We start from the raw sequence: 25,265 nt of genomic DNA, 5'->3' as shown, positions 1-25,265 counted from the left end.
AATAAGTTACTCAATTCCGACGAGTAGCTGAATGATTCCTGATGCAATCAAGATACCCAGGAATCCGCCTATAACTTGAGGCCCAATTGCCCAAAACACCTTTTCTTTGAGTAGACTCATGAATCCTGAGGTTATGACAAAGTCGGGATGTAATGCATCTCGAAGTTTCTCACCGATTAAAAATCCAATAAAACCAAGTATGGGACATAGCATGAGTGACAGAATAACAAAAATTATTGCTTGTCCGCCAGAAATCTCGGCTGTTCCACTAAAAGCACTAATGATCGTGAGTATTGAAAAAATCGAAGAAAAAGCTACCGCTCCGATGTTGTTTTTTAGCATATCGGTGAGCATTGCAGTGGTGGTTTCTGTTTCATTGTTGCTGATTTCATCTTTTGCATCGTTTGTCGGTTCCATTATTAGCTCCTTGGAAATTTTATAGTATGTAATTATCAGTTAGTCTTGTGTGTTGTGTCAACACAAAAAGAAAGTAAAGATACATACATGAGTTCCACGATTGAGGATCAAGAAGTGAGATTTGCTAAACGACTTCGTGAGGAAAGGGAGCGAGCAAAGATCTCCCAACTCGATCTAGCCATGAAGGCAAAGTTATCTCAGAATATGGTCAATTTTATCGAAACTGGTAAACGAAAACCAAATCTACACACGATATTGAAGCTTTCCGTTGCTCTTAATATCAGTCCTGCTGTGCTCTTTGATGATCCAATAGAAGAACGGGAAGAAGCAAAGAAAACTGTCCTGTCGATCATTTCAAGATACTTCTGACTGAACACTTGGTTACCTTCATTTTACACCTCTTCTTGCACCTAATTTTCGAAAATCACCTCTTTGCACCTAATTTTGCACCTGAAAAACTTGACTGAAAAACTAAAGGGCACTAAAGTATACTAAGCGGTGGAAGAATAAGTCTTTACACCGTAATAATTTAGCGAAGGCAGCGAGCGACAAGCTAAGCGATGCTAAAGGGTGACAACTTGGAATGCTTGGTTCGGGACCAAGAGGTCGGGGGTTCAATTCCCCCTTGCCCGACTTAAAAAAGACCGATCGGCATCGCCGGTCGGTCTTTTTTTATTCCCCGGGCCAGGGGGAATTGATCGCGAGCCGCCGCCGAGCGAAGGCGAGGAAGAGCCGCCAGGGACGGCGGCGGAAGGCGGCGAGGGCGGCCTGGAGAGAGGCGACAGGAAGTCGGCGAACGGAAGGCAATTCCCCCTTGCCCGACTTACAAAAGACCGATCGGCATCGCCGGTCGGTCTTTTTTTATTCCCAGGGCCAGGGGGAATTGATCGTGAGCCGCCGCCGAGCGAAGGCGAGGAAGAGCCGCCAGGGACGGCGGCGGAAGGCGGCGAGGGCGGCCTGGAGAGAGGCGACAGGAAGTCGGCGAACGGAAGGCAATTCCCCCTTGCCCGACTTACAAAAGACCGATCGGCATCGCCGGTCGGTCTTTTTTTATTCCTTCGCGTACAGTTCCTTGATCACCGTCTCTATGGGAATATCCTCTACGACGAGATCGCGAAGCCCGAAGGTTTCGGAAACGAGGCGGATGAGGGAGGGGAGATCCATGACCGAGGTGTCGCACTCGAGTACTACGTCGGATTCGGAGAGGCGGGAGAGAAGCGAGACTCCGGATGGTAGCGCGGAAACGCCATCCTCGGTTGAAACGAAGCACGGGGCGGCGCAGGATGCCGTAATGATTTTCTTCGCGCCGAAGTGCTGCCGGAGAGCGGATATGCCGTCGTCGAAGACGATGCTTCCGTGATTGATCACGATAACTCTCTGCGCGAGACGCTCGACGTCGTCGAGATCGTGGGTGGTGAGAATGAAGGTGACTCCGTCCCGATTCATCTCCTGGATGAAGGCGCGGATTTTATCCTTGGCGATCACATCGAGGCCGATGGTCGGCTCGTCGAGGAACACAATGCGGGGTTCGTGAAGCATTGCCATGATGAACTCGCATTTCATGCGCTCTCCCAGGGAGAGATTCCTCGTCGGCTGCTTCATTTGATCGCGCACGGAAAGCATATCGACGAGCCTGTCCATCGTCCGCCTGAACCTGGCGTCGGGTATGCGGTAGATCGCCTGGTTCATCATGAAGGAATCCGCCGGCGGTATATCCCAGACCAGCTGGGATTTCTGGCCGAAAACCGCGCCGATTCCCGCGACGTATTTTTTTCTGTCCTTCCACGGGCATACGCCCATGACCGAGACGCTGCCGGCAGTCGGATAGAGGACTCCGGTGAGTATTTTGAGCATCGTGGATTTTCCGGCTCCGTTCGGTCCTAAAAATCCGACCAGCTCGCCCGAATCGATCGAGAGGTCGATTCCCTTGAGGGCATGAACATCGGTTTTCTCCCTCCGTACGAGGCTTTTTAGCACCTCGGAAAACGTGCTTCCCCGGTTCCATGTCGTATATGTCTTTGTAAGACCCTGAATATCGATCTGCATGAGAGTTCAGCCTCCTCCGCCCGCGTAACGGCGGATCATTGATTTCCAGAAAAACAGTCCCAATGCGAAAAAAGCGAGAGACGAGGGAACGGCGAAAAACATCTGCGCGCTGAATCTGCCGAGGAGAGCTTCCGCGGGAAACAGCGCGATAGCCGAGAGGGGAAGGCCCGCCGCGAGCGCCCACTCCAGGGGTTTCGAATAGATCGAGCCGGGGTAGCGGGAAAAAACCAGCACCGCCTCAAGAAGCTCAAACACCCGGCTGTTGCCTATCCAGACGAATAAACTCCCTGCCATGAATAACGCGAACGAAAAAAGGACGAGTACCGAAAGCGGCATGAAAAAGACGAAGGCGAGCCAGCCCGCGGCGGACGGCTTGGGCAGATTTCCGATAGTGAGCGCTACGAGCAGCAAGCCGCCGAGCAAACGGCTGAGTCCTTCGATATCGATTCCCCTGAGCATGGTCAGCAGCAGCGGAGATCGGGGCTTGAGCAGGGTTATCTCGAAGCTTCCCTGTACCGCCTGATCGAAGACCACCCACACCATGCCGAAGAACAGCGGAAACGCGATGCCTCTCGAGAGCAGGAATATCGCCTGGATGAGCATCGCTTCTTCCATCGTCCAGCCGGGAAACGAGGTTCCCGAGCGGTACACGAGCAGGGTTACCAGCGGCGTCACCAGTTCCAGGAGAAACGAAACGGCGAAGCTCAGAAAAAAGTCGCCCCGGTACGCCGCCCGTTCGGCGAAGGAGGTTCTGATCGAACGGATAAAGAGCATGAGCGTCCAGTTTTTCATGCTCCGGCTCCGGTAAAGCGTTTGATCCCCAGCCTCCATAACGCCTCCGTGACTCCGAACATCGCCAGAGCCATGATCGCCTGCAGGCCGACGATTTCATGAATTTCCAGGCGTATGCCGGCGAGATCGTACGAGCCCAGGAATACGCGTACCGGAACATAGCTGGTGAACTGGAACGGCAGGAAGAAGAGAATTTTTTGTGCCGCCTCGGGAAAGAAGGAAAGCGGGATGAACACACCGGCGAGGAGATCGCGCAGGAGCCTGATAAGGGCGCGTATGCCGTCCGTGCGCGTGAGCCAGAAGGCGAGGAGGCCGGCGGAATAGTTGATGAGAAACATGATTACAAACGCGAGAGCGATCGACAGCGCCGCCCAGAACGGACGGGCGGGAACGAGAGGAATCCTGAATACGAAAAAAAAGATGAGCCATACCGGAATGAACTCGAAGACGAAGCCGAGCATCCGGTGTCCGGCTTTTTGCGAGAAGGCGAAAAACCGGTGCGACATCGGCCTGAGAATATAGGTGAGGAAGCGGCCGGTGCGTACAAGCATTTGCAGGTTCCAGTCTGCGAAGTCCATCGTGAGGTAGTAGATTACCGAGGACGCTCCGTAGTAAAGGAGCATTCCCTCGAGCGTTAAGCCGCCGAGCGTTTCCTTCCCCGCGAACACGGATTTCCAGATAAAGACCTGGGCGAGAAAGTACGCCGGCCCGATCGCGAGCGAGAGGAGCATGTGCGAACGGTAGGCGGCCCATTCCTTCCAGGTTACGAAGGCGACCGCCCGTAGGGTTTTAAAACCGGAGACTATGGACGGCATCGCCTTGCTTACAGGATTCCCGAGAACGCGATCGTCCTCGGATTCACCATGACGGCCGGATTCCAGTCTTCGTGAGTATTGGTGAAAGCCGCGAAGATGAACTTTTCTGCCGGATCGACGAAGAGCGAGCACCATCCCCATCCCTCGTGATTGAAGCATTCAGGCGAAACGGTCGGGCCGTCGCAATAAAACGCCCAACCCAAGCCCTGCCTGAAGTTGACGCAGTTCTTTCCCCAGTGGAAGGACGGCACTCCGTCGAGCTGGTTTCGCGTCATGGTTTCCACGGTTTTCCGGCCGAGAATGCGGTTTCCGTCCAAGGTTCCCCCGTTGAGGAAACACTGGGCGAAGCGCATAAGGTCGGACAGGGTCGAAAAGGCGCCGAAACCGCCGAGCGAGTAATATCGCTTTCCCGGCGCGCCGGAAAGGTCGTCCTTCTCCCATTTTTCGGTGGTCGTGATCTCGCCGATGAGTTCGGCCGGAGGCGTGAAGAAGCTTCTCGTCATGCCGAGCGGTTTGAATATTTCCTGTTCGATATAATCGCCCACGCTCATGCCAGCCGCCCGCGCGACGACCTCGCCCAGTATCGAATAGCCGAGCGTGCTGTAATTCCACTGCGAGCCCGGCTTCGCCTGCATGGGGCCGGCGAGCAGCCTCTTTATCCAGTCTTTTTTGTTTATGAACTCGTAATGGTCGATCGGATACGGCTCGAGGAAATACCCGCCGTCTGCCGGCAGCCCCGAAGTGTGCGTAAGAAGATGCCAGAGCGTGATATTCCCGTGAAGGGGCGTGTCGAATTCCTTGATAAGGGTTTTTACCGGCTGCTCGAGCCAGAGCTTGCCGTCCTCGACCAGCTTCATCGCCGCCGCCGCCGTGAACACCTTCGTGATGGACGCCATCCGTTTGATCGCGTCGGGCTTAACCGCCGGCGAAGGATCCGAGTACTCATGGGCTCCGGCCGCGCGGTGGCAGAATACGCCTCCGTTTCTGGCCATCAGGAAGCCTGCGGCCCGGATCTTCCCCGCGTCGATCAGATTTCCGTAATAGTCAGCGAGGACGGCGATCCTCTTTTCGTCATACCCGGCCTTCTCCGCCGATACGTCTATTTTTCCTTCCATCCATTGCGCCATATCCGTTCTCCTTTTTTTTTGATCGAAAAACCATGAACTTTAGTTTATTACCGGAACGCGCGCTTGTCAGCCGTTTTTTTTCTACTGTATCGGATCCTGTGATCAAGGTATTCCGGAGTCAGATCGAGGCAGAAGGTCGCAGCAGGGGCGAAAAAAAACCGCGCAGCCGGCGCGTATGAACGACCTTGCCGGGTCGGGGAATATCATACTCTCTTTGTACTGAATTTACGTTATATCCATAATCTCCATTATCTGGTACATTGTATGTACTGACCTGTAAACCAGCTTTGACAAGCGGGGATGAGGCCTATATACTTTTTACTATGAGAGATGCCCATATGAGTGGATTCAGGACGCGGCTCGCGGTTAAGATCGCGGTGCGCATAGCGGCCGCGGTTATTGCTATGTATACGACTACGGCTCTGTATATCAATTACTACACGGAAAAGAACAGTTCCGCCGCGGCGGAGCTCTATATGCGGGCGCTTGCCTCGGGAAAGGCCGCAAACTTCGCGGCTGAGATGAATCTGGTTATTTCGACGGCGCGCGATCTTTCATCGACTCTTGCGAATCTTGAAACCATCGCTCCGGAGGACAGGAGAGCGTACGCGGAAAGCTATGCCCTCGTTAAGCTCAAGTCCAATCCCCGTTTTTACGCTGTCTGGACTCTCTGGGAGCCGGGCCTTTTCGACGGCCTCGACGCGAAGTACGCGGGACAGAGCGGACAGGACCCCAGCGGGCGCTTCAATCTCCGCTGGACGATGGATCCCTCGAATTCTGTCGACACGAACAGCAATCTCGCCCAGTTCAAGGACACCGGCGCCGACAAGGTCGTGGATCTCGAGATTATTCCGACCAGGGAAATTCTGACCGGCTACGATTCCGGGTATTCAGGCGGGTATTACCAGACCGCGAAGAAAACCGGGCTTGAACAGATACTTGAACCCTTCGTCGGAACAATCGGCGGAGAGCCGGCCGTGATGACGTCCTTCGTCGTACCGATAAAGAACCGCTACGGCAGGGTTCTCGGCGCCGCCGGGGTTGATATTCCGGTGTCCAAGTTCATCAGCGTTTTTTCCAATGAAATTCTGTATAAAACCGGCTATTTGCGTCTTCTCTCCGCGACGGGAACCGTTGTGTACGATCCCGATCCTGAGAAGGTGGGGAAGGTAGCCCGGGAATTCGAGGCCGAGTATTCTTCGAGCTTGATCGAAGCGTTCAATATGGGCGATACCGTTAGCGGACCGTATCCCGCCTCCGACGACGCGCAACCCTTCATGAAAACCTTCGTTCCCCTGCGCATGGGTACGGCCCAGGAACCCTGGATAATCGCCGCCTCCATTCCCCGTTCTGAAGTTCTTGATGGCTCCCGGTCCCTCACCCGGCGGCTCGTGGTCGCTTTTATCATCGGCGCTGCGCTGTTGGTCGCCCTCGTGAGCTATCTTTCGAGCGCCTTTGTCGCGCCGATCAAGCGAACCGCCGCGGCTCTCGAGGATATTTCCAGCGGCGAGGCCGATCTTACCCAGCGGCTTCCGGTCGCGGGCGAGGACGAAATAGGCAAGCTCTCCAGGGATTTTAATACCTTTATATCGATGCTTCAGGAGATAATAGCCTCGATACGGACGTCCGGCATGCGGCTGGGAGAGCTGGGAGGAGAGCTTTCGGCGAACATGGAAGAAACGTCCGCGGCGGTTTTTCAGATCAACGCGAATATCGAGAGCGTGAAACAACAGGTACTGAGCCAGGCCGCAGGTGTGAACGAAACCTCCGCGACGGTTCAGGAAATCACGAAAAATATCGACGCTCTTTCGAGCGGCCTCGACGCGCAGACAGAAAGCATCACCGACAGTTCCGCGAGCGTCGAGCAGATGATCGCGAACGTCGAGTCGGTTCGGCGGAATCTGGAAAAAAACAACGAGCGCTTCTTTGAGCTCAAGGATGTTTCTGAGACAGGGTATTCCCGCATTTCGGATGTAATCGGTTTGGTTAAGGCGATAGAAGGCCAGTCGGCGAGCCTCGCCGAGGCGAATACGATCGTTACTTCGATCGCAGCGCGAACGAATCTTTTGGCGATGAACGCCGCCATCGAAGCGGCTCACGCGGGGGAGGCCGGCGCCGGCTTCGCGGTCGTGGCGGACGAAATCCGGGTTCTCGCGGAGAACGCGGCCGCGCAGTCAAAGACGATTTCCCGCGAATTGAAGAGCCTCAAGGTTTCCATAGACAAGGTGGTCGTATCCTCCGAGGACGCGGGAAAGGCCTTCAACGGCGTGCGCGAATCGGTGTCCACGGTTTCCGAACAGCAGAGGCATATCCACGCATCGATGGAAGAGCAAAGCCAGGGCAATTCGCGCGTGCTTGAGAGCCTCAGCCGCATGCGGGACGAAAGCGGCATTGTAAACGACCGGGCGAGCCAGATACTCGAAGGAAGCCGCGCTATTCTGCAGGAAATGAACCAGCTGGTCGAAATTACTCAGCGCATCCGCGAAAGCATGGACGAGATGAGCCTCGGCACCGGCGAGATCAACAAGGCGATCGCCCAGGTGGTAACGCTCGCGTCAGAAAACCGTTCGGCAATACAGTCCGTAACGGGCGAAATCGGCAGATTCAAGACGAGCTGAAAAACTGTGTTTGACAGAATCGGTCCTCCCAAGGCAAAATAGAGCAAAGTCTTGGAGGATGTATGATAAAAAGTGTGTTGAACTGTATTCCCGCCCTTCTGCTCGCAGTCGGAGCCGCCGGCTGCCTCAGCGTTCCTTCCGTATCGAGGGGGCCGGAGCCGGGAACCGTCGGCTTCTACGGCATGGCTCCCGTTCAATCCAGAGTCGCGACGGAAGATACGGTCGCGCGCAGGATGAGCACTCCCGGCGACAGGCTCTATGTATACCGCGTGAACGGAACGATGGTTTCCATCGGCGAGGGCAAAACGAGTCCGGGCGCGAAGGTTGTTCCGCTGGACGAGGCCGCCGCCGGGACGATAATCACTCCCGAATCGGCGAAGCGCCTCGCCGCCTGGCTCGAAAAGGCGATTGCCGCCTACGACAACAAGAACAAGAAAGAAAGCCAGTACATGGATTTCCGCGTTCTCGCGAACGGCGAGGTTTCCTCCTCGTCCTCGAAAGACGGCGTTCCCGCGGTTCCCGAAGAGTACATCCAGATGCGCTTCCAGTACGTGTACAACGAGGGTGTCGAAGCGGACGGCGAGGTAGTCAATTATTACCTCGGGGGCGGCAAACGGCCGAACCGTCTGACGTATAACGAAATCAAAATTCTTCTTTCCAGCCTGCAGAAGCCCTGATGGAAACGCGATGCGCCTGGGTTCCCCCGAACAATGAAGCCTACGTGCTGTACCACGACAGGGACTGGGGAGTGCCCGTACACGACGACCGGCTGCTCTTCGAGATGCTGATTCTCGAGGGCGCGCAGGCCGGGCTTTCCTGGGATACGATTTTGAAAAAGCGGGATAATTACCGCCGCGCGTTTTTTGATTTCGACATTGAACGGTGCTCGAAGATCGACGCTTCCGACGAGGAGGCGCTTCTTGCGAATCCGGGGATAGTGAGAAACCGGCTCAAAATCGGTTCGGTGAAAACCAACGCGCTCGCGGTGCTGAAGATCCGCGAAGAGTTCGGCTCCTTCGACGCGTATCTCTGGCGCTTTGCGGATTGCGCGCCGCTTCAGCCCGCCTATCGGACTATCCAGGAGATACCGACGACCTCCGAACTTTCCGACGCGATATCCGCGGACTTGAAAAAACGCGGCATGAAGTTCGTCGGGTCGACGATCATGCAGGCCTACGCCCAGGCCGTCGGCCTGATAAACGCGCACACGACAGACTGTTTCCGGTACCGCCCTCTTTCTTCCCCGTGACGATCGCGAGCCTCCTTTGATCTTTCGGTTGAGGGGGCTCCGAACTTTTTGCTCTCTCCCGCCGGTGCCCGTCCTGCCTCTTTTTTTTCATGTTTTAGAGATCTTGACTCACGGCGGGCGAACAGGCTATGTTTTGCGCAATTCAGGTTGCCGTTTCGAGAGCGGTGCGGCGCCGACTACAATGACGTAGGATCACTTTCTTTGGAGGTTCCTATGGACGCAGTCGGCGGCTTGTCGCAAGTCGAAACCCTGATCATGGGACTGGATACTCTGTGGGTGCTGTTGTCGGCATTCCTCGTTTTCTTTATGAATCTCGGCTTCGCCATGGTCGAGACCGGCCTGTGCCGCAGCAAAAACGCGGTCAACATTCTTTCCAAAAACTTTATCGTGTTCGCGATCGCCTCCCTCTCCTTCTGGTTCATCGGGTGGGGATTGATGTTCGGCGACGGCAACGCCTTCGTCGGTTTGACGAATCTGTTCTTCGCCAACGGCGGCGTGGACGAGGGTTTCGGCGCGATTTCGTGGGCCCGGGTTCCCTTTTGGGCGAAATTCTTTTTCCAGCTCGTGTTCGCGGGAACCGCGGCGACCATCGTGTCCGGGGCCGTCGCCGAACGGATCAAATTCACTTCCTTCATCGTGTTCGCGTTTATTCTGGTCGCGGTCATGTACCCGGTGACCGGGCATTGGATATGGGGCGGCGGATGGCTGCAGAACCTCGGCTTTTTCGATTTCGCCGGTTCGACGGTAGTGCATTCGGTCGGCGGTTGGGCGGCGCTCGCGGGCGTAATGGTTCTCGGACCCCGCCACGGCAAGTACCGGGCCGACGGTTCGACGGTTCCGATACTCGGACACAATATGTCTATGGTGACGCTCGGCGGTCTTGTGCTGTGGTTCGGCTGGTTCGGCTTCAACCCCGGATCGACTATGGCTGTGGGCGACGGTTCCGCCATCGCGCACATCGCGGTGACGACCAACACTTCCGCTGCTGTCGCGATTCTTTCCTCCACGATCGCTTCCTGGTTCCTGCTGGGACGCCCCGACCTTTCGATGATCATCAACGGAGCTCTCGCCGGCCTCGTGGGAATCACGGCCGGCTGCGCCTTCGTCGATGTCGGCGGAGCGGCGATGATCGGCCTCGTTTCCGGCGTGCTCGTCGTGTTCAGCGTTCTCTTTTTCGATAAGCGCAAGCTCGACGATCCGGTCGGAGCGCTTTCCGTGCATTTGATGAACGGCATGTGGGGCACCCTTGCAGTCGGTCTGTTTGCGATTGACGGGATTACCGGAACCGCCACGGGGAACGGCCTCTTGAACGGAGGCGGATTCGGCTTGCTGGCGAAACAGTCGATCGGCGTCGTTTCAGTCGCCGGTTTCTCTTTCGCGGTCGCGTTGGCCGTGTGGCTCGTCCTGAAATACACCGTCGGCATCCGCGTTACGCGCGAAGAAGAGTTGACCGGACTCGACCGTTCGGAACACGCATCCGAAGCCTATGCCGGCTTCCAGATTATCGATTGACAGGGAGGAGACAGCGATGAAACTGATAGTTGCCCTTATCCAGCCGCAGAAGCTGGACGATGTGAAGAAGGCGCTCGTGGAAGCGAAAGTCACCAAGATGACCGTTACTCCGGCCCAGGGCTGCGGCAAGCAGGCGGGGTTCACCGAAGAGTACCGCGGAGCCATAACCGAGATAAACTTGCTTAAGAAGATCAGGCTTGATATCGCCGTGAACGACGAGTTCGTCGACGTGACCGTGGACGCCATAATCAAGGGCGCCCGCAGCGGCCGCATCGGAGACGGCAAGATCTGGGTGATGCCCCTTGAGCAATGCATACGCATCCGCACCGGCGAACGCGGCAGCGAAGCGATCGGCTAAGCGTATTTCGCGATCGATCGTGGCGCGCTTACCGGTGAGTGAAAGGTAGTGCGCGCGGGTGAGCGGGATGCGCTTACCGGCGAGTGAAAGGTAGTGCGCGCGCGGGTGAGCGTGATGCGCTTACCCGCGAGTGAAAGGTCGTGCGCGCGGGTGAGCGTGGCACGTTTACGGCGAGTGAAAGGTAGCGCGCGCGGGTGAGCGTGGCGCGCTTGCGGCGGGTGAAAGGTAGTGCGCGCGATTGAGCGTGATACGCTTACCGGCGAGTGAAAGGTAGTGCGCGCAGGTGAGCGGGGCACGTTTGCGGCGGGTGAAAGGTAGTGCGCGCGATTGAGCGTGGCGCGCTTATCGATTAGTGAAAGGTAGGGTGCGCGGGTGAGCGTGGCGCGCTTGCGGCGAGTGAAAGGTAGTGCGCGCGGGTGAGCGTGGCACGCTTGCGATGAGTGAAAGGTAGCGCGCGCGATTGAGCGTGATGCGCTTACACTCGAGTGAAAGGTCGTGCGCGCGATAGAGCGTGATGCGCTTATCGATGAGTGAAAGGTAGTGCGCGCGATCGAGCGGGATGCGCTTGCGGCGGGTGAAAGGTAGTGCGCGCGGGTGAGCGTGATGCGCTTACCGGCGAGTGAAAGGTAGCGCGCGCGGGTGAGCGTGATGCGCTTACCGGCGAGTGAAAGGTAGTGCGCGCGGGTGAGCGTGGTACGCATGCGCTGAGTGAAAGGTAGTGCGCGCGCGTGAGCGTGGCACGCTTGCGGTGAGTGAAAGGTAGTGCGCGCGATTGAGCGTGGAGCGCTTACTCGGGGGTGAAGGGTAGTGCGCGTGATTGAGCGTGATGCGCTTGCGGCGAGTGAAAGGTAGTGCGCGCGATTGAGCGTGGTACGCTTGTAGTGAGTGAAAGGTATGGTGCGCGGAAAGCGTGGCGCGCTTACACTCGAGTGAAAGGTAGTGCGCGCGATTAAGCGTGATGCGCTTACCGGCGAGTGAAAGGTAGTGCGCGCGCGGAAAGCGTGGTGCGCTTACACTCGAGTGAAAGGTAGTGCGCGCGCGGAAAGCGTGGCGCGCTTGCGGCGAGTGAAAGGTAGTGCGCGCGATTGAGCGTGATGCGCTTACCGGCGAGTGAAAGGTGGTGCGCGCGGGTGAGCGTGGCACGCTTACGGTGAGTGAAAGGTAGTGCGCGCGCGGGTGAGCGTGGCGCGCTTTCCGGCGAGTGAAAGGTAGGGTGCGCGGGTGAGCGTGGCGCGCTTGCGGCGAGTGAAAGGTAGTGCGCGTATCCCTTCCTGCCCTTGACAAAGAGCGTATTTATGCAGTATTTATGAATAAATATTCAGGATGATCTGGTATACCGGATTGTCCTGCGCGAGCCGGTAGGGCCGAATCTCCAGAGGAGAGTCGATGACCGGTTTGCAGTGTATGTCCCGCCTTGAGCATTGTTCGTGCGAACTCAGCCTCCTCTATGAAATCAGCGCAATCCTTTCCCAGTCCCTGGATATAGAAACCGTTCTCAATTCGGTAATGGAGACGATGGGCCGGCATGTCGGCATCCAGCGGGGCATCATCACCATTTTGAACCGGAGCCGCGGAGACATCACGATCGGAGAAGCCTGGGGCTACGGCATGGGAGAGATCGAGAAAGGCCATTATCAGCCGGGGGAAGGAATCATCGGGCGGGTCATCGAGACGGGGAACCCGGTGGCCATTCCGCGGATAGCGGACGAGCCGGACTTTCTGGACAGGACGGGCGCGCGGAGAAATCAGGATACCAGAAGCATTTCCTTCGTGTGCGTGCCGATCAAGGCCGGAACCGAGGCAATCGGAGCCATCGGCATAGACATTCCCTATAATCCGGACAATACCCTCGACGGAATCATGAAGCTCATGATGATCATCGCGGCGTCGATTAGCCAGGCCGTCAGGCTCAGGCAGGCGCGCGAGGAGGAGATGGTCAAGCTGCGCGAAGAGAACGAGCGGCTTCAGGCGGCGCTCCAGACGCAGTACAGGCCTTCCAGCGTGATCGGGAATTCAAAGATTATGCGCCTCTTGTATCAACAGATCGACCAGGTCAGTTCGACCGGGGCGACCGTTTTGCTCCTGGGAGAAAGCGGGGTAGGGAAGGAGCGCATTGCCCACGCGATTCATTATAATTCTCCCCGTGCGGAGGCCCCTTTTATAAAGCTCAATTGCGCGGCGATTCCCGAAAGCTTGATCGAGAGCGAGCTTTTCGGCCATGAAAAAGGAGCATTTACGAACGCAGTGAACGCGCGCAAAGGCCGGTTCGAACTTGCGGACGGGGGCACTATTTTTCTGGACGAGATCGGCGAGATGCCGATGGCCGTACAGGCGACCTTTCTGCGCGTCCTGCAGGAGCGCGAATTCGAACGCGTCGGCGGATGCCGCACCATTCGGGTGAATGTTCGGATCATCGCCGCTACCAACCGGAACCTTGAGAAGCTTATCGCCGAAGGACGCTTCCGCGAAGATCTCTTCTATAGAATAAACGTGTTTCCGCTGGTTATTCCGCCGTTGCGCGAACGGAAGACGGATATCTTGCTGCTCGCGAATCATTTTATCGAACGGTTCTCCAAAGAGCATGGAAAGAAGATACGTTCCATTTCCGCTCCGGCCACGCATCTGTTGATGTCGTACGATTGGCCGGGCAATGTGCGCGAGCTGGAGAACTGCATCGAGCGCGCCGTCATCCTATCCACCGACGGAAATCTTCACAGCTACCATCTGCCGGCCGGATTGCAAAAGACTCGCCGCGATCCGAATACCCGAACCGGCGGACTTCAGGAAACGATGGAATCGGTCGAGCGGGAAATACTTCGCGAGGAATTGAAGCGAACGGGCGGAAACGTGTCTCGCGCGGCGGCTAATCTGGGAATCACCGAGCGCATGATGGGATTGCGCGTCGTCAAATACGGATTGAAAGACAAGGGGGCGGAAGATGTCGATGATTGACGCTTTTAGATGCATTGCGAGGTGCCGTTCCGACGCGGCTTTCCGCGGCGAGGCGTATAACGCGGACGGAGCCGACGGATTCCGTTTCTGGCTTGCCGTCTCGGGCTATCGGTTTCTGGATCATGAGCTCGCAGACGCGTTTTCCAGCTTGAAGCTCCGCGCCGTCGACGCCGAAGAGGCCGAGGAACTCGACGAATTGAAGGGATGGTTCCAGGCGATGGACGGCTCATGCGGCCGGGCGGCGAGCGCAAGCTCATGCGCCGCCTGCTCCGCGTCCTGCGGGCCTTCCTGTTCTGCCCGGGCGTAGCGGCAGTGGTATTCAGAACGGCGACGCCGGAAGACTCTGGCGAGGTTCTCGCGTGGGTGCGCCGCCTCGCGAAATACGAAAGGCTCGGCGCTCTCTGCGTTTCAACCGAGGCGGATCTTTTTTCCGCCCTGCATCCGAACGGCGTCGTCCATGCGGCCTTTGCAGACGACTTGGAAAACGCGGACGCATCCGGCGACGGAGCAACGATGGGCTTTGTTCTCTGGTATTTCGGGTATTCGACGTTCGCGGGGAGGCGAAAGCTTTTCGTGGAGGATCTTTTTGTCCATCATGCGCATCGGTCGAAGGGCGTCGGCCGTTTTCTCCTGGGGACGCTCGCGAAAATCGCCGCTGAAGAAGATTGCGCAAGCGTTGAGTGGGCGGTGTTAGACGAGAACATTCCGGCTCAAGCTTTTTATCGTTCTCTCGGCGGCTCTCCCGTCCGTGATTGGAGCCTCTGGTCTGCCGACCCCGCTTCCGTCATGAGCCTTGCGCTGAACGCAGGGCCCTGGTCGAATTAGCCGCGTCGAGGAAACAGCGTCGAACAGTGTCCATGGCGTCCTCGCCCGTTCTCTCGAAGGCGAGCGTTTCTTCCGGCCGGCAGGGATGCCTGAATTCAAGAAATACCCTCGCCTTGAGCGGCCCCTGGATGATCGAATAATCAGAGAGCTCCGGCAGATCCGCTCCCGAGTTTTCGATATCGCGCCGCATAGCATCGATTGTTTGTTTCAGAGCGGGAATCGGTTTCTGTGCGCAGGTACGGGCGTCTTCCGCGACTTCCGCGGCAAGAACCGGCAGATCGTAGAGGCCGGCATGCCGCAGTTCGCCGAGGATTTCGGCGAGTCCGCATTCGGCCCCTTCTTTTTTTATCCGGCGGAGAATCTGAGTCGCCGCGTCAGAAGAGCCGTCGGGATCTTGAGAAAGATCGATCGCGGCATATTCTTTTAGAAACGCGGCGAGTCCCGCTTTTCCGGAGTACTGAGAGATTGCCGTGCGGCTGCCGGAAAATCCGAGCAGCTCGCTTTGGAAGGCCCGGTAGGTGTTAGCGTCTTTTTGGATTCCGCTTTGATGTATTCCCGAAGCGTGGGCTGAAGCGGTCGATCCCCAGACAGCCCTGAACGGCGGTATGCCGAGGCCCGAGATTTTTCCCGCCAGGGCGCTGGCCTCCGCGAGCATCGAGAGATTCAGGTTCGTCTCGATGGGAAAGGCGGAGGCGTTCGCGCAGATGACGGCGGCGATTTCCTCCAAAGCGGCGTTGCCCGCCCGCTCTCCGATTCCCCGCAGGCTCGTTTCGATTTGCCCGCATCCCGCCTCTATCGCCGAAAGAGTATTGGCCGTCGCGAGTCCCAGATCGTTATGGCAGTGTACGGAAAGAACAGCTTCCCCTCGTGCGAACCCCGGAACCCGTTCGAGCAGACGAGCGATCAGCTTTTGCATTTTTCGGGGCGTAGATATTCCGACCGTATCTGCGATGTTTACGATTCCCGCTCCTGCCCGTATCGCGCAGCTGCAGTAGTCGGCGAGAAATTCGGGGTCTGCCCTCGTCGCGTCCTCGGCTCCCATTTCTATCGCGTTCGCATGGCCGAGCGCGAAAGCTATCGCGTCCTCCGCCTTTTTCAGCATGTCCCGCCGGGAGGCTTTGAACTTGGCCTGCATATGCAGATCGCTGACCGGAAGCGAGAGGTGGATGATTCCGTTTTCGGCTCCGCCGAGGGCCCTGCCGCACCGGACGATGTCCTCCGGAAGCGAGCGGCACATGACCGCTACGGCAGGTTTCGCGCCGGACCGGCTGTCCAGATGCGAAACGGCTTGCGAGCACGCCTCAAATTCGCGGCGGGATGCGGCGGGAAAGCCTGCTTCGATGATGTCTACGCGGAGGAGGGAGAGAGCCTGCACGAGGGCGAGTTTTTCCGCGAGGGTAAAACCCGCTCCCGCAGCCTGGGCGCCGTCCCTGAGCGTGGTGTCAAGAACGGCGATCCGGCGGCCGTTCATGCGTCTTCTGGTTGCACGCCCGCCATCGCGGCGAGCGAATCGAGGGCTTCTATGAAGCGTGGCACGTCTTCCGTTCGCGGACTCGTAATTTGGAAATCGTCCATGGAGCAGATTCGCTGAAGCGAATCCATGTACCGCAGCGTCGCCTCCACATCGCCGGGGATAATCATGAAGGAGGCCGCTTCTTCAAGCAGATCGGTCATGGTGTGGTTGCGGGGCAGGGTTCCTCGCTTCATAAAGATAGACATGAAATACTTTTCGATACCCATCGCCGCGATATTTTGGATAATCGCGGGGGTGAATACATCCGGCCGGCGAACGCCTCCTTGCGCTGTCCGGTGATACCTACGGCCTTCCTCAAGAAAGGCTCTCCAGTCTGCAAGTTCACTAGCCATACCGGTATAGTATGAGCGAATTCTGTAAAAGTCAATATTTATGCAGAAAAAAACGTGTTTATTGCATATTATTGCAAAAACGCCTTGATCAAAGAGCCATTTCTTCAGTAGTATACTGCTGTCAGATGAGAATCTGATCCGGCAAGGCCGCGGAGTTTCGATAGAGATTCTCCGCGGCCTTCAGTTTTTTAAACCTCTCTCGAAGGAGCAACCGTGAAAAAAAGGATAGCCGCCTTAGCATTGTTTTCAGCCTTGTCGTGTAGTATTCCACTTTTTGCTGGAGGCAAGACCGAAACGTCCTTGACGGTCGCGGCAGGAGCAGGCCTTACGGACGCCTTGAACGCGTGCGCGGCTCTCTATGCCGATGTCGAGCCTTCAGTACGGATTACGCCTGTGTTCGGCGCTTCCGGCTCTCTTCAGGCGCAGATTTCCCAGGGAGCGCCTATCGATGTGTTTATTTCGGCTTCTCCCCGGTTTATGGACGCGCTCGAAAAACAGGGTCTCCTGTCGCCGGGAACCAGGAGGAATCTCCTCGCGAACTCCATCGTGCTCGTCGTCCCGAAGGATTCAAAAGGCATCGATTCTTTCGAAGATGTGCCGGCCCTTAACCATGCGTTCATCGCGCTCGGGGAGCCTTCGAGCGTGCCGGTCGGCCAGTACGCGGAAGAAGTTCTGCGGTTTTACGGTATTTTGGAGGACGCGAAAAAAAAGGCCGTCTACGGCAAGGATGTGCGTCAGGTTTTGTCCTATGTCGAAAACGGGGATGCGGCAGCCGGCATCGTGTATTTGACGGATGCTCTCTCAAGCGTCAAGGTACGGGTGGCCGCCGCCGCTCCTCCCGTTTCGCATGCTCCTGTTCTGTTTCCTGCGGCCGCCATGCAGGGAGGACCCCGCGAGAAGGAAGCGAGAGCCTTCCTTGATTGGTTATCGTCGCCGGAGGCGCAAGCGGTCTTCGCCTCGTTCGGATTCAAGGAGCCCTGATGGATTGGTCACCGCTGTTCGTATCCCTGCAGACGTCAACGACGGCGACGGCGATCGCCTTCGTTTTCGGAGTCCTTTTAGCGGGAGTCAGCCTGAGGGCTAAAGGGTTCGCCAGGGCGGCGATCGATGCATCGTGCACGCTTCCGATGGTGCTCCCTCCGACGGTTCTCGGCTATGCGCTGCTTCTCGCGTTCGGAAAAAACGGTCCGCTGGGCAAGCTCTTTTTAGCGCTCGGCGTGCGCGTCGTTTTTTCCTGGGGAGCGACCGTGCTCGCGGCGGTTGTAGTCGCCCTGCCGCTGGTGTATAGAACTGCGCGAGCCGCCTTCATGCAGATCGATCCCTCCCTCGTTCCCGCCGCGCGCACGCTGGGAATGACCGAACGCTCGATTTTCCTTCGCGTATTGATTCCCTCCGCGCTTCCGGGCCTGCTCGCGGGAACTGCGCTCGCCTTCGCGCGCGCCCTGGGAGAATTCGGCGCGACGCTCATGCTCGCGGGAAATATTCCCGGAAAAACGCAAACTATTCCCGTCGCGATATATTTTGCCGCGGAATCGGGCCGGAACAATCTGGCCCTGCGGTGGGTCGCCGTAGTCGCGTGCATATCGCTGGCCTCGGTCGCCGCTCTCAACGCGTGCGAGAGGAGAATGAAATGAGCGTAACGGCGCGGTTTACCAAGAAATTATCGAATATGACGCTGGACATTTCCTTCGAAGCCGGCGGCGGAAAAATCGCGCTGATCGGAGAATCCGGTTCCGGCAAAAGCATGACGCTCAAATGCATCGCCGGCATCGAAACGCCCGACGAAGGCATTATTGAAATCGACGGCGAGACGGTGTTCGATTCGAGCCGGAAAATTAATCTTCCGCCGCGCCTCCGCGGCTGCGGATATCTCTTTCAAAGCTACGCCCTGTTTCCCCGTTTGTCGGCGCGCAAGAACATCGAGCTCGCTCTTTCCTGTTCTCCGGCAGAAATGCGGAACATCTCCGACGATCTTTTGCGCAGGTTCGGCCTCTGGGATGTGCGCGACCGCAAGCCTTCCTTCATGTCCGGCGGCCAGCAGCAGCGGCTCGCGCTCGCCCGCATGCTCGCTCCGTCTCCCCGGGTTCTGTTTCTCGACGAGCCGTTCTCGGCTTTGGACAGGGTGGTTAAGGAACGGGTGGAAGAAGAGCTCCGGGAATCGCTTTCGGCGTTTCCCGGCACCGTCGTTCTGGTAACCCACGACAAGGACGAAGCCTACCGCTTTTGCGATGCGATGATCGTTGTCCACGCGGGCACGGTGGCGGAGCAGGGCGGCAGGGACGCGTTGTTCGGCGGATGCGCGACCGCCCAGTGCGCGCGGCTCACCGGTTGTTCCAATATCAGCCGGGCCGTTCGCGCGGGCGAAAAAAGGATAGCGGTTCCCGACTGGGGTTTGCTTTTAGAGACTTCTAGTCCCGTTCCCGACGGAGATTTTTTCGCCGGAGTGAGGCCCCACGCGATTCGCGAACGAACGAGGGGAGACCTTTCAAACTGCCAGGTGTTCGAGCGGCTTTCGCGCGTGGAAAGCCCGCACTCCGTTTCCGAGCGTCTGGTCTCCTGCACGCCGCCGGGCTTCGCGGGTGGCGACCGCGGAACGCGGATTCCGCTGATCCGCGAATACGGCGTTTCTGCGCGGCCGAAGGCCGGGGAAGCGGACGGCACGCAAACGGTGTTGCATATTCCGCCTGAAAGCGTGCTCATCCTGAAATAAGCGAAAAAAGATTTCGACCCTTCCCGATAGTTCGAACGCGGGGGCTCCGCGCGTTTCGACTCCGCTCGATCGATGCCATGCCTGCCTCGGTCTTATGAAAAAAGATGTCCCGGCTTCGGGAGAGCGACCGCAGCCGGGACGATTTTTTTTACATGGGAGATACGGAGGTTGATGAAAAAAAGCAGTCTGATTCGGAAACTCCGGTCAGGCTATGACGTATTCGTCCGCGGGCGCGCCGCTTTCGATCGAATCGATGACCGCGTCGATCGCTTCTTCGCTGTCGATGCGGCCGTACCACCAGTTTTCGGGATATACGACGAGGGCGGGTCCGCGGTCGCATACTTTCAGGCATCCGGTGGAGGAGACGAGCACGTCGGCCATGCCGCGGTCGGCGAGTTCTCCTTCGAGGTACTGCATGAGCTGCATCGAGCCTGCCTTGGCGCAGACTCCCTGGGGCGTGCCGTTCATCCGGAACGATCCGCATACGAAAATGTGGTGCGATGGTTTTTGCATTGTCTACTCCTATTGCTTTTTACGCGCAGCCGGTTCCGGTTCCCGAGCAGAGCGCTCCGGAGCCGCAGGAGCCCGCCGCGCGCTCGAGGACTTTGGGGATCGGCTCTCCCCTGAACAGAGGTTCGGCGGCGTCGCGCACGAGGCATTCCGCCGCGGTTACCGCGATGCCCCGCTTTGCGAGAATTGTCAGGGGCGCGTTTCCGCAGCCGCTGGCGAGCAGGGCGAAGCAGTCGGGAATCGTTTTCGCGAGCGCTTCCCACCGTTCGTCTCCGCCGCCGGGAACCGGCGTCGGGCGGCGTTCGATGAGAACCGGTTTTCCGTTTTCATTTTTGAATATCCATAACTGAAGCGCTTCGCCGACATGGCAGTTTACGAACAGTCCTTCCCGCGAGGCGACGGCGATGAAGGGCCACTCGTCCGTGGGCCCTATCCGGGCGGCTTTTTTTAGAAGCGCTTGTATTTCTTCCGTGTTCGCCTCCCCGAGCTTGCCGACGGCGTCCGCCCGGCACCGCGCGCAGTGGGACATCTGGCGCAGGTGTTTTCCCGCGGCGAAGCGGAGCGCCTGCATTTCGCCGGCGTCCGGAACCGGCCGGTCCGCGAAGGCCGTTTCCTCGACGTGCATGAGGGGAATGCAGTTTTGAACGTCGGCTCCGAGAGCGGCGGCGTAGCGGGCGACTTCCTCGGCGTGTCCGTCGTTGATGCCCGGGATTATTACCGTGTTGATTTTCACGGTCACGCCCCGCGCCTTCAATGCCGTAATCGCCGCGGTCTGGCGTTCGAGCAGAAGCTTCGCGCCTTCGACCCCGCGCAGGACGCGCGAACCGAAGCGGATCCACGAGTAGATTTTCGCGCCGATTTCAGGGTAAACCGCGTTGAGGGTCACCGTGACGTGGCTGACGTTGAGAGAGGCTATTTCGTCGACGTATTCGAGGAGGCCGAGTCCGTTCGTCGCGAGGCAGAGAATTTTCTCCGGAAAGGCTTCGCCGACTTTTTTCATCGTCGCTATCGTTTCCTCAGCGTTCGCGAATGGATCTCCCGGTCCGGCTATGCCGACGACCGCGAGGTTTTCCACTCGGTCGTCTACCTCCTTCAGATACCCGAGCGCCTGATCGGGCGAGAGTATCGTGCTGGCGACGCCGGGCCGCGATTCGTTCACGCAGTCGAATTTCCGGTTGCAGAAATTGCACTGGATGTTGCATTTCGGCGCGACCGGGAGGTGTATGCGTCCCGTCGTATGGCGCGCTTCCGCGCTGAAGCAGGGGTGTTTCGAGAAGTCCATGGTTCCTCCTATATGTATGTCCAGCCGCTTTCCGCGGATTCCTGTTTTGCCTGCATGAGGGCGTTGCATACCGAGTCGAACAGAGAGAGCGTTCCCCGGTAGCCGAGGTGGAGAATGCGCTGGCCGCCCATGCGGTCGTGGACGGGAAAGCCCGCGCGGACGAGAGGCAGCTTTAAATTCCGGGCGAGATGGTAGCCCTTGCTGTTCCCGATGATGAGGTCGGCTTTCATATCCTGTGCGATACTCAGAACGGTTTCGAAATCAGAGTCGTCAGCGACGACGGGGGCTTCGCGCGAGTTAGGAGAAGCGGCCGCGAGGCAATGAGCGAATTGAGGGTTCTTCGCTCCCGTCGCGGCGACGACGGGCGTTATGCCGATTTCGTCGAGGAAGGCGGATAGGGCCAGGACGAAGTCTTCTTCGCCGTAGACGATCGCGCGTTTTCCCGAACAGTATTTGTGGCCGTCGATGTAGGCGTCGATCAGGCGTCCGCGGGTTTTCGTCCATTTTTCTGGAACGGGGTTTCCGCTGATGCGGGAGAGTTCGTCGAAGAACTTGTCTGTTTGCTCTATACCTACCGGTAGGTATAGAGGCGCGCAGGGAACCCCGAATTCCTTTTCGAGCCACAGACCCGCGCGCCTGTCTTCTCTGGCCGAGACGTCGAAGGAGATCGTGCCGGCAGCCCGGTTCATGTTTCTGATGTCGGCGATCTTAGTGCCGCCTTCCGGCAGTTTTTGATAGGTTTCCCAGCTCGACCCGTCGAGGCTTTCCGAGTAGTCGGGAACGAGAATGCAGTCCGCACCGAACGACTCGACGATATCCCTGATTTCCCGCAGATCTTCCGTGGAAACAAAGCCGGAGAGGATGTTTATCTTTTTTCGCGCGTCCGCCGGCGGCTGATCGTCGCAAGCGGCTTGCACGTTTTCCCCGTTTTCGTCCGGCTTTCCGGCGAAGGCTTTCACCGCGGCGAACACCGCCTGATGGAAACCGTCCATATGGGTGCCGCTGTAGCTCGGCGTGGACGCGTAGAAGATTGCCGGCCCTCCGGACTCGCCTTTTCTCGAGGCTTCGTATTGCGAGAGATACATCGGTATGTTTTCGCCCATCGTTTCCGAGAGGCAGGTCGATGCGATGCCGATCGCCTTGGGTTCGTATTGCTTCGAAACGTTGGCGATGGCGTTTTTCAGGTTTTCGCCTCCGCCGAATATCGCCGAGGATTCGGTAAAGTTAGAAGAGGCTATGTCGATCGGTTCGCGGAAGTGGCTGATGCCGTACCGTCTGATATACGTAGAGCAGCCCTGGGAACCGTGGACGAGGGGTATGCATCCCTCTATTCCGCGGAAGGCGATGGAGGCTCCCAGCGGAGCGCAGAGCTTGCAGGGGTTCCTGGTCGAAACGAATTCCTTTCCTTTCATATCGCGCCTCCCTGATCGGGCGAAATCCGGGCGCGGATGCGCGCCGGAGAAAATTTCCATACGGGGCTCGTGACCGAGTCGTGCACTTCGCGTGCGAAGTTGATCATTCCTTCATAGCCCGCCAGCGCTTCTTTCCGTTCGTGATTATGATCGCAAAACGCGATTCCCATTTTATAGGCGATAGGACGCTCCTTTACTCCTCCGATGAGGAGGTCCGCACCCTTGTTCAGGATGAAGGAGGAAAGCTCAAGCGGATTCGTATCGTCGCAGATTATGGTTCCTTCTTTCGTGATTTCTTTCAGATACTCGTAGTCTTCGGCCGATCCGGTCTGCGATCCCACGACTACCGTCTCCATTCCGAGATGGCGCAGGGCCTTCACCAGCGAAAAGGATTTAAACGATCCTCCGACGTAGATCGCCGCTTTTTTTCCTATCAGGTTCGCCCGATATTTTTCCAGTCGCGGCAGCAGCCGTCCGACTTCGTCGCTCACGAGGTCGATCGTATTGCGCGTTATCAGCTCGTCGTCGAAACGGGCGGCGACGTCGTAGAGGGCTTTTGTCATGTCTTCGATGCCGAAATACGAAACCCTGATGAAGGGAATTCCGTACTCGTCCTTCATCGTCTTGGCCAGGGATGTCATGGAGCCCGAGCATTGGACGACGTTCAGCTTCGCTCGGTGGGCGCGGGCGATTTCGTCCACCCTGCCGTCGCCGGTGATGCACGAGACGACTTCGATTCCCATGCGCCGGTAATAGTCCTTTATGATCCATGTTTCCCCGGCCAGATTGAACTCTCCGAGAATGTTGATGCTGAACGGCGAAACCGGCGTTTCGTCGTCCGTCCCCATGAGCTTGAATACGGCGTCGCAGGCAGCCTTGTAACCGTCTTTCTTGGTCCCCTTGAATCCTTCGGAGTGGACGGGCAGCACCCGTATCCCCGTCTCTCTTTCGACCCTCCGGCACACGCTTTCTACGTCGTCTCCGATGAGTCCCACAATGCAGGTCGAATACACGAAGGCTGCCTTCGGCCGGTACTCCGCGATCAATTCCGTCAGAGCCGCGTACAGTTTTTTTTCGCCGCCGTACACGACCTCCCTTTCCTGCAGGTCTGTGGAAAAGCTCATCCGGTGCAGCTCGGGGCCGCTCGACATGGAGCCTCTGATGTCCCATGTGTAAGCCGCGCAGCCGATCGGGCCGTGTATGAGATGGAGCGCATCGGCGATCGGATACAGAACGACCCGCGATCCGCAGAACACGCAGGCTCTCTGGCTCACGGAGCCGGCGGCGCTCGATTTGCCGCATTCGATCCCGTAGGAATCCTTTCCGTTTTCAAAAACCTGCAGCTTTCGCTCTTCGAGTATTCCGATCATCCGATGCCTCCTTTTTCAAAACGATCACATCACCAGTTCCACTTTTTCCTCGCTCGCGTCCCGGTCGATCCTGTCCATCAACGCGTCGAGGATTTTTTCCAGGAGCCTGAGCCCGCCGCGGTAGCCGACGATCGGAAAGTACGAATGCCCGACCCGGTCGTAAATCGGGAAACCGGTGCGTACCAGCGGGATGTCCATGTCCCGGGCGATGTACTTGCAATACGTATTTCCCAGAATGAGATCCGGCTTGTCGTTCTTGACGAGCTGATGGAAGTAGAACATGTCAGCCTGCGCGCCGGTTTTCACTATTGTTTTTTCTCCGGCGAGTTCTTTGATCTTGCGCTCGAACTTCGGTCCCGCCTTTGTTCCGCTGACTACGTGCAGGATCTCCATTCCGGCTTCCCTGCACAGGCGCACGAGGCCAACGAGAATATCGGGATCGCCGACGAGCGATGCCTTCTTCCCGTAGGTGTACTGGTTCATGTCGCAGAGAACGTCCACAAGCTGTCCGCGTTCCAGGAGTATTTCCTCTGGAACGCTGACCCCCGCCGTTTTGCGAATCAGGTCGACGAACTCGTCGGTGGCCGTAATGCCGATCGGCAGATCGATTATTTCAGCCGGCACCTTGCAGTGAGTGTCGAGCAGCTTCGCAGGCTCGAGCGTTCCGGTGCGTCCGAGCCCGATGGTCAGGATCGAATCCCCCGACGAGGCGATTTCTTCCTTGGTCGCGCCGCCCTTCGGGTACATGCGGAACTTTCCGTCCATCGGTCCGTTCACGACGTCGCTCGTATCTGGAAACATGATGTACTTCGCCCCCATCGACTCGGCGATATGCTTGATTTCAGCCATGTCGCTCGGTTCGATGAACGTAGGAATCAGATTGACGCATCCGTTCTTCTTTCCCGTGTTCCGAGCGAAGTATTTGATCATCGCGCTTACCATGTTCGAGTATCCGGTGATGTGCGATCCCTTGAAGCTCGGCGTGCTTGCTGCTATCACCGTCTTTCCCGGGGGAATCTTGTTCTCGGTAATCGCCTTGTTGATGATCTGGGGAAGATCGTCTCCGATGGTTTCAGAAAGACAGGTCGTATGTACCGCTACGATGTCCGGATCGTAGAGATTGAAGATGTTCGCGAAGGCTTCGAGTATGTTCGCCTGCCCTCCGAACACCGACGCACCTTCCGTAAAGGAACTCGTCGTCGCCATGATGGGGTCTTTGTAGTGGCGGGTCAGGGCGCTTCGGTGGTAGGCGCAGCATCCCTGCGATCCGTGGCTGTGCGGCATGCACTTGTGTATGCCGAGCGCGGCGTACATTGCTCCAACCGGTTGGCAGGTTTTCGCCGGGTTCACGGTAAGCGCGCTTCTTTCGACCAGCGTTTCGGGCGTATGTCTTAACAGCATTGT

At 57.6% G+C, this 25,265-nt stretch carries 26 protein-coding genes; 12 read left to right on the top strand and 14 right to left on the bottom strand.

Annotation, left to right across the window (positions count from 1 at the left end; genetic code table 11):
* Positions 1-6 precede the first annotated feature (6 nt).
* The gene (locus K7J14_RS10695) at positions 7-417 is read right to left on the bottom strand and encodes a hypothetical protein (RefSeq protein WP_230756034.1); all 411 of its coding nucleotides are present in this window, start codon (positions 415-417) and stop codon (positions 7-9) included.
* A gap of 54 nt (positions 418-471) precedes the next feature.
* On the opposite strand from K7J14_RS10695, the gene K7J14_RS10690 reads away from it, so the two are divergent.
* Positions 472-786, top strand: a complete 315-nt coding sequence (locus K7J14_RS10690; RefSeq protein WP_230756032.1) for a helix-turn-helix domain-containing protein — start codon at positions 472-474, stop codon at positions 784-786.
* A 303-nt stretch (positions 787-1,089) separates the two neighbouring features.
* Here K7J14_RS10690 and K7J14_RS16150 read toward each other — a convergent pair whose 3' ends face one another.
* From K7J14_RS16150 to K7J14_RS10670, 6 genes are read right to left on the bottom strand one after another with little or no spacing between them, the layout of a single operon-like run.
* On the bottom strand, positions 1,090-1,224 hold the full coding sequence (locus K7J14_RS16150) for a hypothetical protein (protein WP_269062456.1): 135 nt from the start codon (positions 1,222-1,224) through the stop codon (positions 1,090-1,092).
* 54 nt (positions 1,225-1,278) lie between these two features.
* Entirely contained in the window at positions 1,279-1,413 is a 135-nt protein-coding gene (locus tag K7J14_RS16145; protein WP_269062455.1) for a hypothetical protein, read from the bottom strand.
* Positions 1,414-1,467: 54 nt separating this feature from the next.
* A complete protein-coding gene (locus K7J14_RS10685; RefSeq protein WP_230756030.1) occupies positions 1,468-2,463 on the bottom strand; it encodes an ABC transporter ATP-binding protein in 996 nt (331 codons plus the stop codon).
* Positions 2,464-2,469: 6 nt separating this feature from the next.
* Positions 2,470-3,255 (bottom strand): ABC transporter permease, encoded by a 786-nt coding sequence (locus tag K7J14_RS10680; protein WP_230756028.1) that lies wholly within the window; start codon positions 3,253-3,255, stop codon positions 2,470-2,472.
* A complete protein-coding gene (locus K7J14_RS10675) occupies positions 3,252-4,070 on the bottom strand; it encodes an ABC transporter permease (RefSeq protein WP_230756026.1) in 819 nt (272 codons plus the stop codon). The genes K7J14_RS10680 and K7J14_RS10675 overlap by 4 nt, the downstream gene beginning before the upstream one ends.
* An 8-nt stretch (positions 4,071-4,078) precedes the next feature.
* Positions 4,079-5,197 carry a serine hydrolase domain-containing protein gene (locus K7J14_RS10670; protein WP_230756024.1) on the bottom strand — a complete coding sequence of 373 codons (1,119 nt, stop codon included), beginning with the start codon at positions 5,195-5,197 and terminating at the stop codon, positions 4,079-4,081.
* A gap of 323 nt (positions 5,198-5,520) precedes the next feature.
* Between K7J14_RS10670 and K7J14_RS10665 the strand changes: the two genes are divergently transcribed.
* From K7J14_RS10665 to K7J14_RS10630, 8 genes are all read left to right on the top strand, one after another.
* Positions 5,521-7,815, top strand: coding sequence for a methyl-accepting chemotaxis protein (locus K7J14_RS10665; protein ID WP_230756023.1), 2,295 nt, complete (start codon positions 5,521-5,523; stop codon positions 7,813-7,815).
* Positions 7,816-7,877: 62 nt separating this feature from the next.
* Positions 7,878-8,492, top strand: a complete 615-nt coding sequence (locus K7J14_RS10660; protein WP_230756021.1) for a hypothetical protein — start codon at positions 7,878-7,880, stop codon at positions 8,490-8,492.
* Positions 8,492-9,064, top strand: coding sequence for a DNA-3-methyladenine glycosylase I (locus K7J14_RS10655; protein ID WP_230756019.1), 573 nt, complete (start codon positions 8,492-8,494; stop codon positions 9,062-9,064). Before K7J14_RS10660 ends, K7J14_RS10655 begins: the two co-directional genes overlap by 1 nt.
* Positions 9,065-9,277: 213 nt before the next feature.
* Positions 9,278-10,576: an ammonium transporter gene (locus K7J14_RS10650; protein ID WP_230756017.1), complete on the top strand. Its 1,299-nt coding sequence runs from the start codon at positions 9,278-9,280 to the stop codon at positions 10,574-10,576.
* A gap of 16 nt (positions 10,577-10,592) precedes the next feature.
* The gene (locus K7J14_RS10645) at positions 10,593-10,934 is read left to right on the top strand and encodes a P-II family nitrogen regulator (RefSeq protein WP_230756015.1); all 342 of its coding nucleotides are present in this window, start codon (positions 10,593-10,595) and stop codon (positions 10,932-10,934) included.
* A 1,386-nt stretch (positions 10,935-12,320) separates the two neighbouring features.
* Entirely contained in the window at positions 12,321-13,886 is a 1,566-nt protein-coding gene (locus tag K7J14_RS10640; RefSeq protein ID WP_230756013.1) for a sigma-54 interaction domain-containing protein, read from the top strand.
* Entirely contained in the window at positions 13,879-14,193 is a 315-nt protein-coding gene (locus tag K7J14_RS10635; protein WP_230756010.1) for a hypothetical protein, read from the top strand. The genes K7J14_RS10640 and K7J14_RS10635 overlap by 8 nt, the downstream gene beginning before the upstream one ends.
* Positions 14,115-14,711, top strand: coding sequence for a GNAT family N-acetyltransferase (locus tag K7J14_RS10630; protein WP_230756007.1), 597 nt, complete (start codon positions 14,115-14,117; stop codon positions 14,709-14,711). The genes K7J14_RS10635 and K7J14_RS10630 overlap by 79 nt, the downstream gene beginning before the upstream one ends.
* Here K7J14_RS10630 and K7J14_RS10625 read toward each other — a convergent pair.
* Together K7J14_RS10625 and K7J14_RS10620 are read right to left on the bottom strand one after the other, a co-directional pair.
* A complete protein-coding gene (locus K7J14_RS10625; RefSeq protein WP_230756005.1) occupies positions 14,671-16,182 on the bottom strand; it encodes a LeuA family protein in 1,512 nt (503 codons plus the stop codon). The two genes, K7J14_RS10630 and K7J14_RS10625, sit on opposite strands and share 41 nt — an antisense overlap.
* On the bottom strand, positions 16,179-16,577 hold the full coding sequence (locus K7J14_RS10620; protein WP_230756003.1) for a hypothetical protein: 399 nt from the start codon (positions 16,575-16,577) through the stop codon (positions 16,179-16,181). Before K7J14_RS10620 ends, K7J14_RS10625 begins: the two co-directional genes overlap by 4 nt.
* A 213-nt stretch (positions 16,578-16,790) precedes the next feature.
* Here K7J14_RS10620 and modA point away from each other — a divergent pair, with 213 nt between their 5' ends.
* From modA to K7J14_RS10605, 3 genes are read left to right on the top strand one after another with little or no spacing between them, the layout of a single operon-like run.
* Positions 16,791-17,558: a molybdate ABC transporter substrate-binding protein gene (gene modA, locus K7J14_RS10615; protein WP_230756001.1), complete on the top strand. Its 768-nt coding sequence runs from the start codon at positions 16,791-16,793 to the stop codon at positions 17,556-17,558.
* Complete coding sequence (gene modB, locus K7J14_RS10610; RefSeq protein WP_230755999.1) at positions 17,558-18,211, top strand: molybdate ABC transporter permease subunit; 654 nt, start codon at positions 17,558-17,560, stop codon at positions 18,209-18,211. The genes modA and modB overlap by 1 nt, the downstream gene beginning before the upstream one ends.
* The gene (locus K7J14_RS10605; protein ID WP_230755996.1) at positions 18,208-19,287 is read left to right on the top strand and encodes a sulfate/molybdate ABC transporter ATP-binding protein; all 1,080 of its coding nucleotides are present in this window, start codon (positions 18,208-18,210) and stop codon (positions 19,285-19,287) included. The genes modB and K7J14_RS10605 overlap by 4 nt, the downstream gene beginning before the upstream one ends.
* Positions 19,288-19,491: 204 nt before the next feature.
* Here the strand turns inward: K7J14_RS10605 and K7J14_RS10600 are convergent, their stop codons facing one another.
* Genes K7J14_RS10600 through K7J14_RS10580 form a run of 5 tightly spaced genes read right to left on the bottom strand, consistent with a single transcriptional unit; the run spans position 19,492 to position 25,262 of the window.
* Entirely contained in the window at positions 19,492-19,800 is a 309-nt protein-coding gene (locus K7J14_RS10600; RefSeq protein WP_230755994.1) for a (2Fe-2S) ferredoxin domain-containing protein, read from the bottom strand.
* Positions 19,801-19,819: 19 nt separating this feature from the next.
* Entirely contained in the window at positions 19,820-21,079 is a 1,260-nt protein-coding gene (locus K7J14_RS10595; RefSeq protein WP_230755992.1) for a radical SAM protein, read from the bottom strand.
* Between the two features lie 8 nt (positions 21,080-21,087).
* Positions 21,088-22,491, bottom strand: coding sequence for a nitrogenase component 1 (locus K7J14_RS10590; RefSeq protein WP_230755990.1), 1,404 nt, complete (start codon positions 22,489-22,491; stop codon positions 21,088-21,090).
* Complete coding sequence (gene nifE / locus K7J14_RS10585) at positions 22,488-23,861, bottom strand: nitrogenase iron-molybdenum cofactor biosynthesis protein NifE (protein ID WP_230755988.1); 1,374 nt, start codon at positions 23,859-23,861, stop codon at positions 22,488-22,490. The genes K7J14_RS10590 and nifE overlap by 4 nt, the downstream gene beginning before the upstream one ends.
* Before the next feature lie 24 nt (positions 23,862-23,885).
* Positions 23,886-25,262 (bottom strand): nitrogenase component 1, encoded by a 1,377-nt coding sequence (locus K7J14_RS10580; RefSeq protein WP_230755986.1) that lies wholly within the window; start codon positions 25,260-25,262, stop codon positions 23,886-23,888.
* Between the last annotated feature and the right edge of the window lie 3 nt (positions 25,263-25,265).

The organism is Teretinema zuelzerae, from assembly GCF_021021555.1.
In the GTDB taxonomy this organism is placed as follows: Bacteria; Spirochaetota; Spirochaetia; order Treponematales; family Treponemataceae; genus Teretinema; species Teretinema zuelzerae.
Note: the sequence above shows the minus strand (reverse complement) of the source record. Positions and strands in the feature narration are given on the sequence as shown.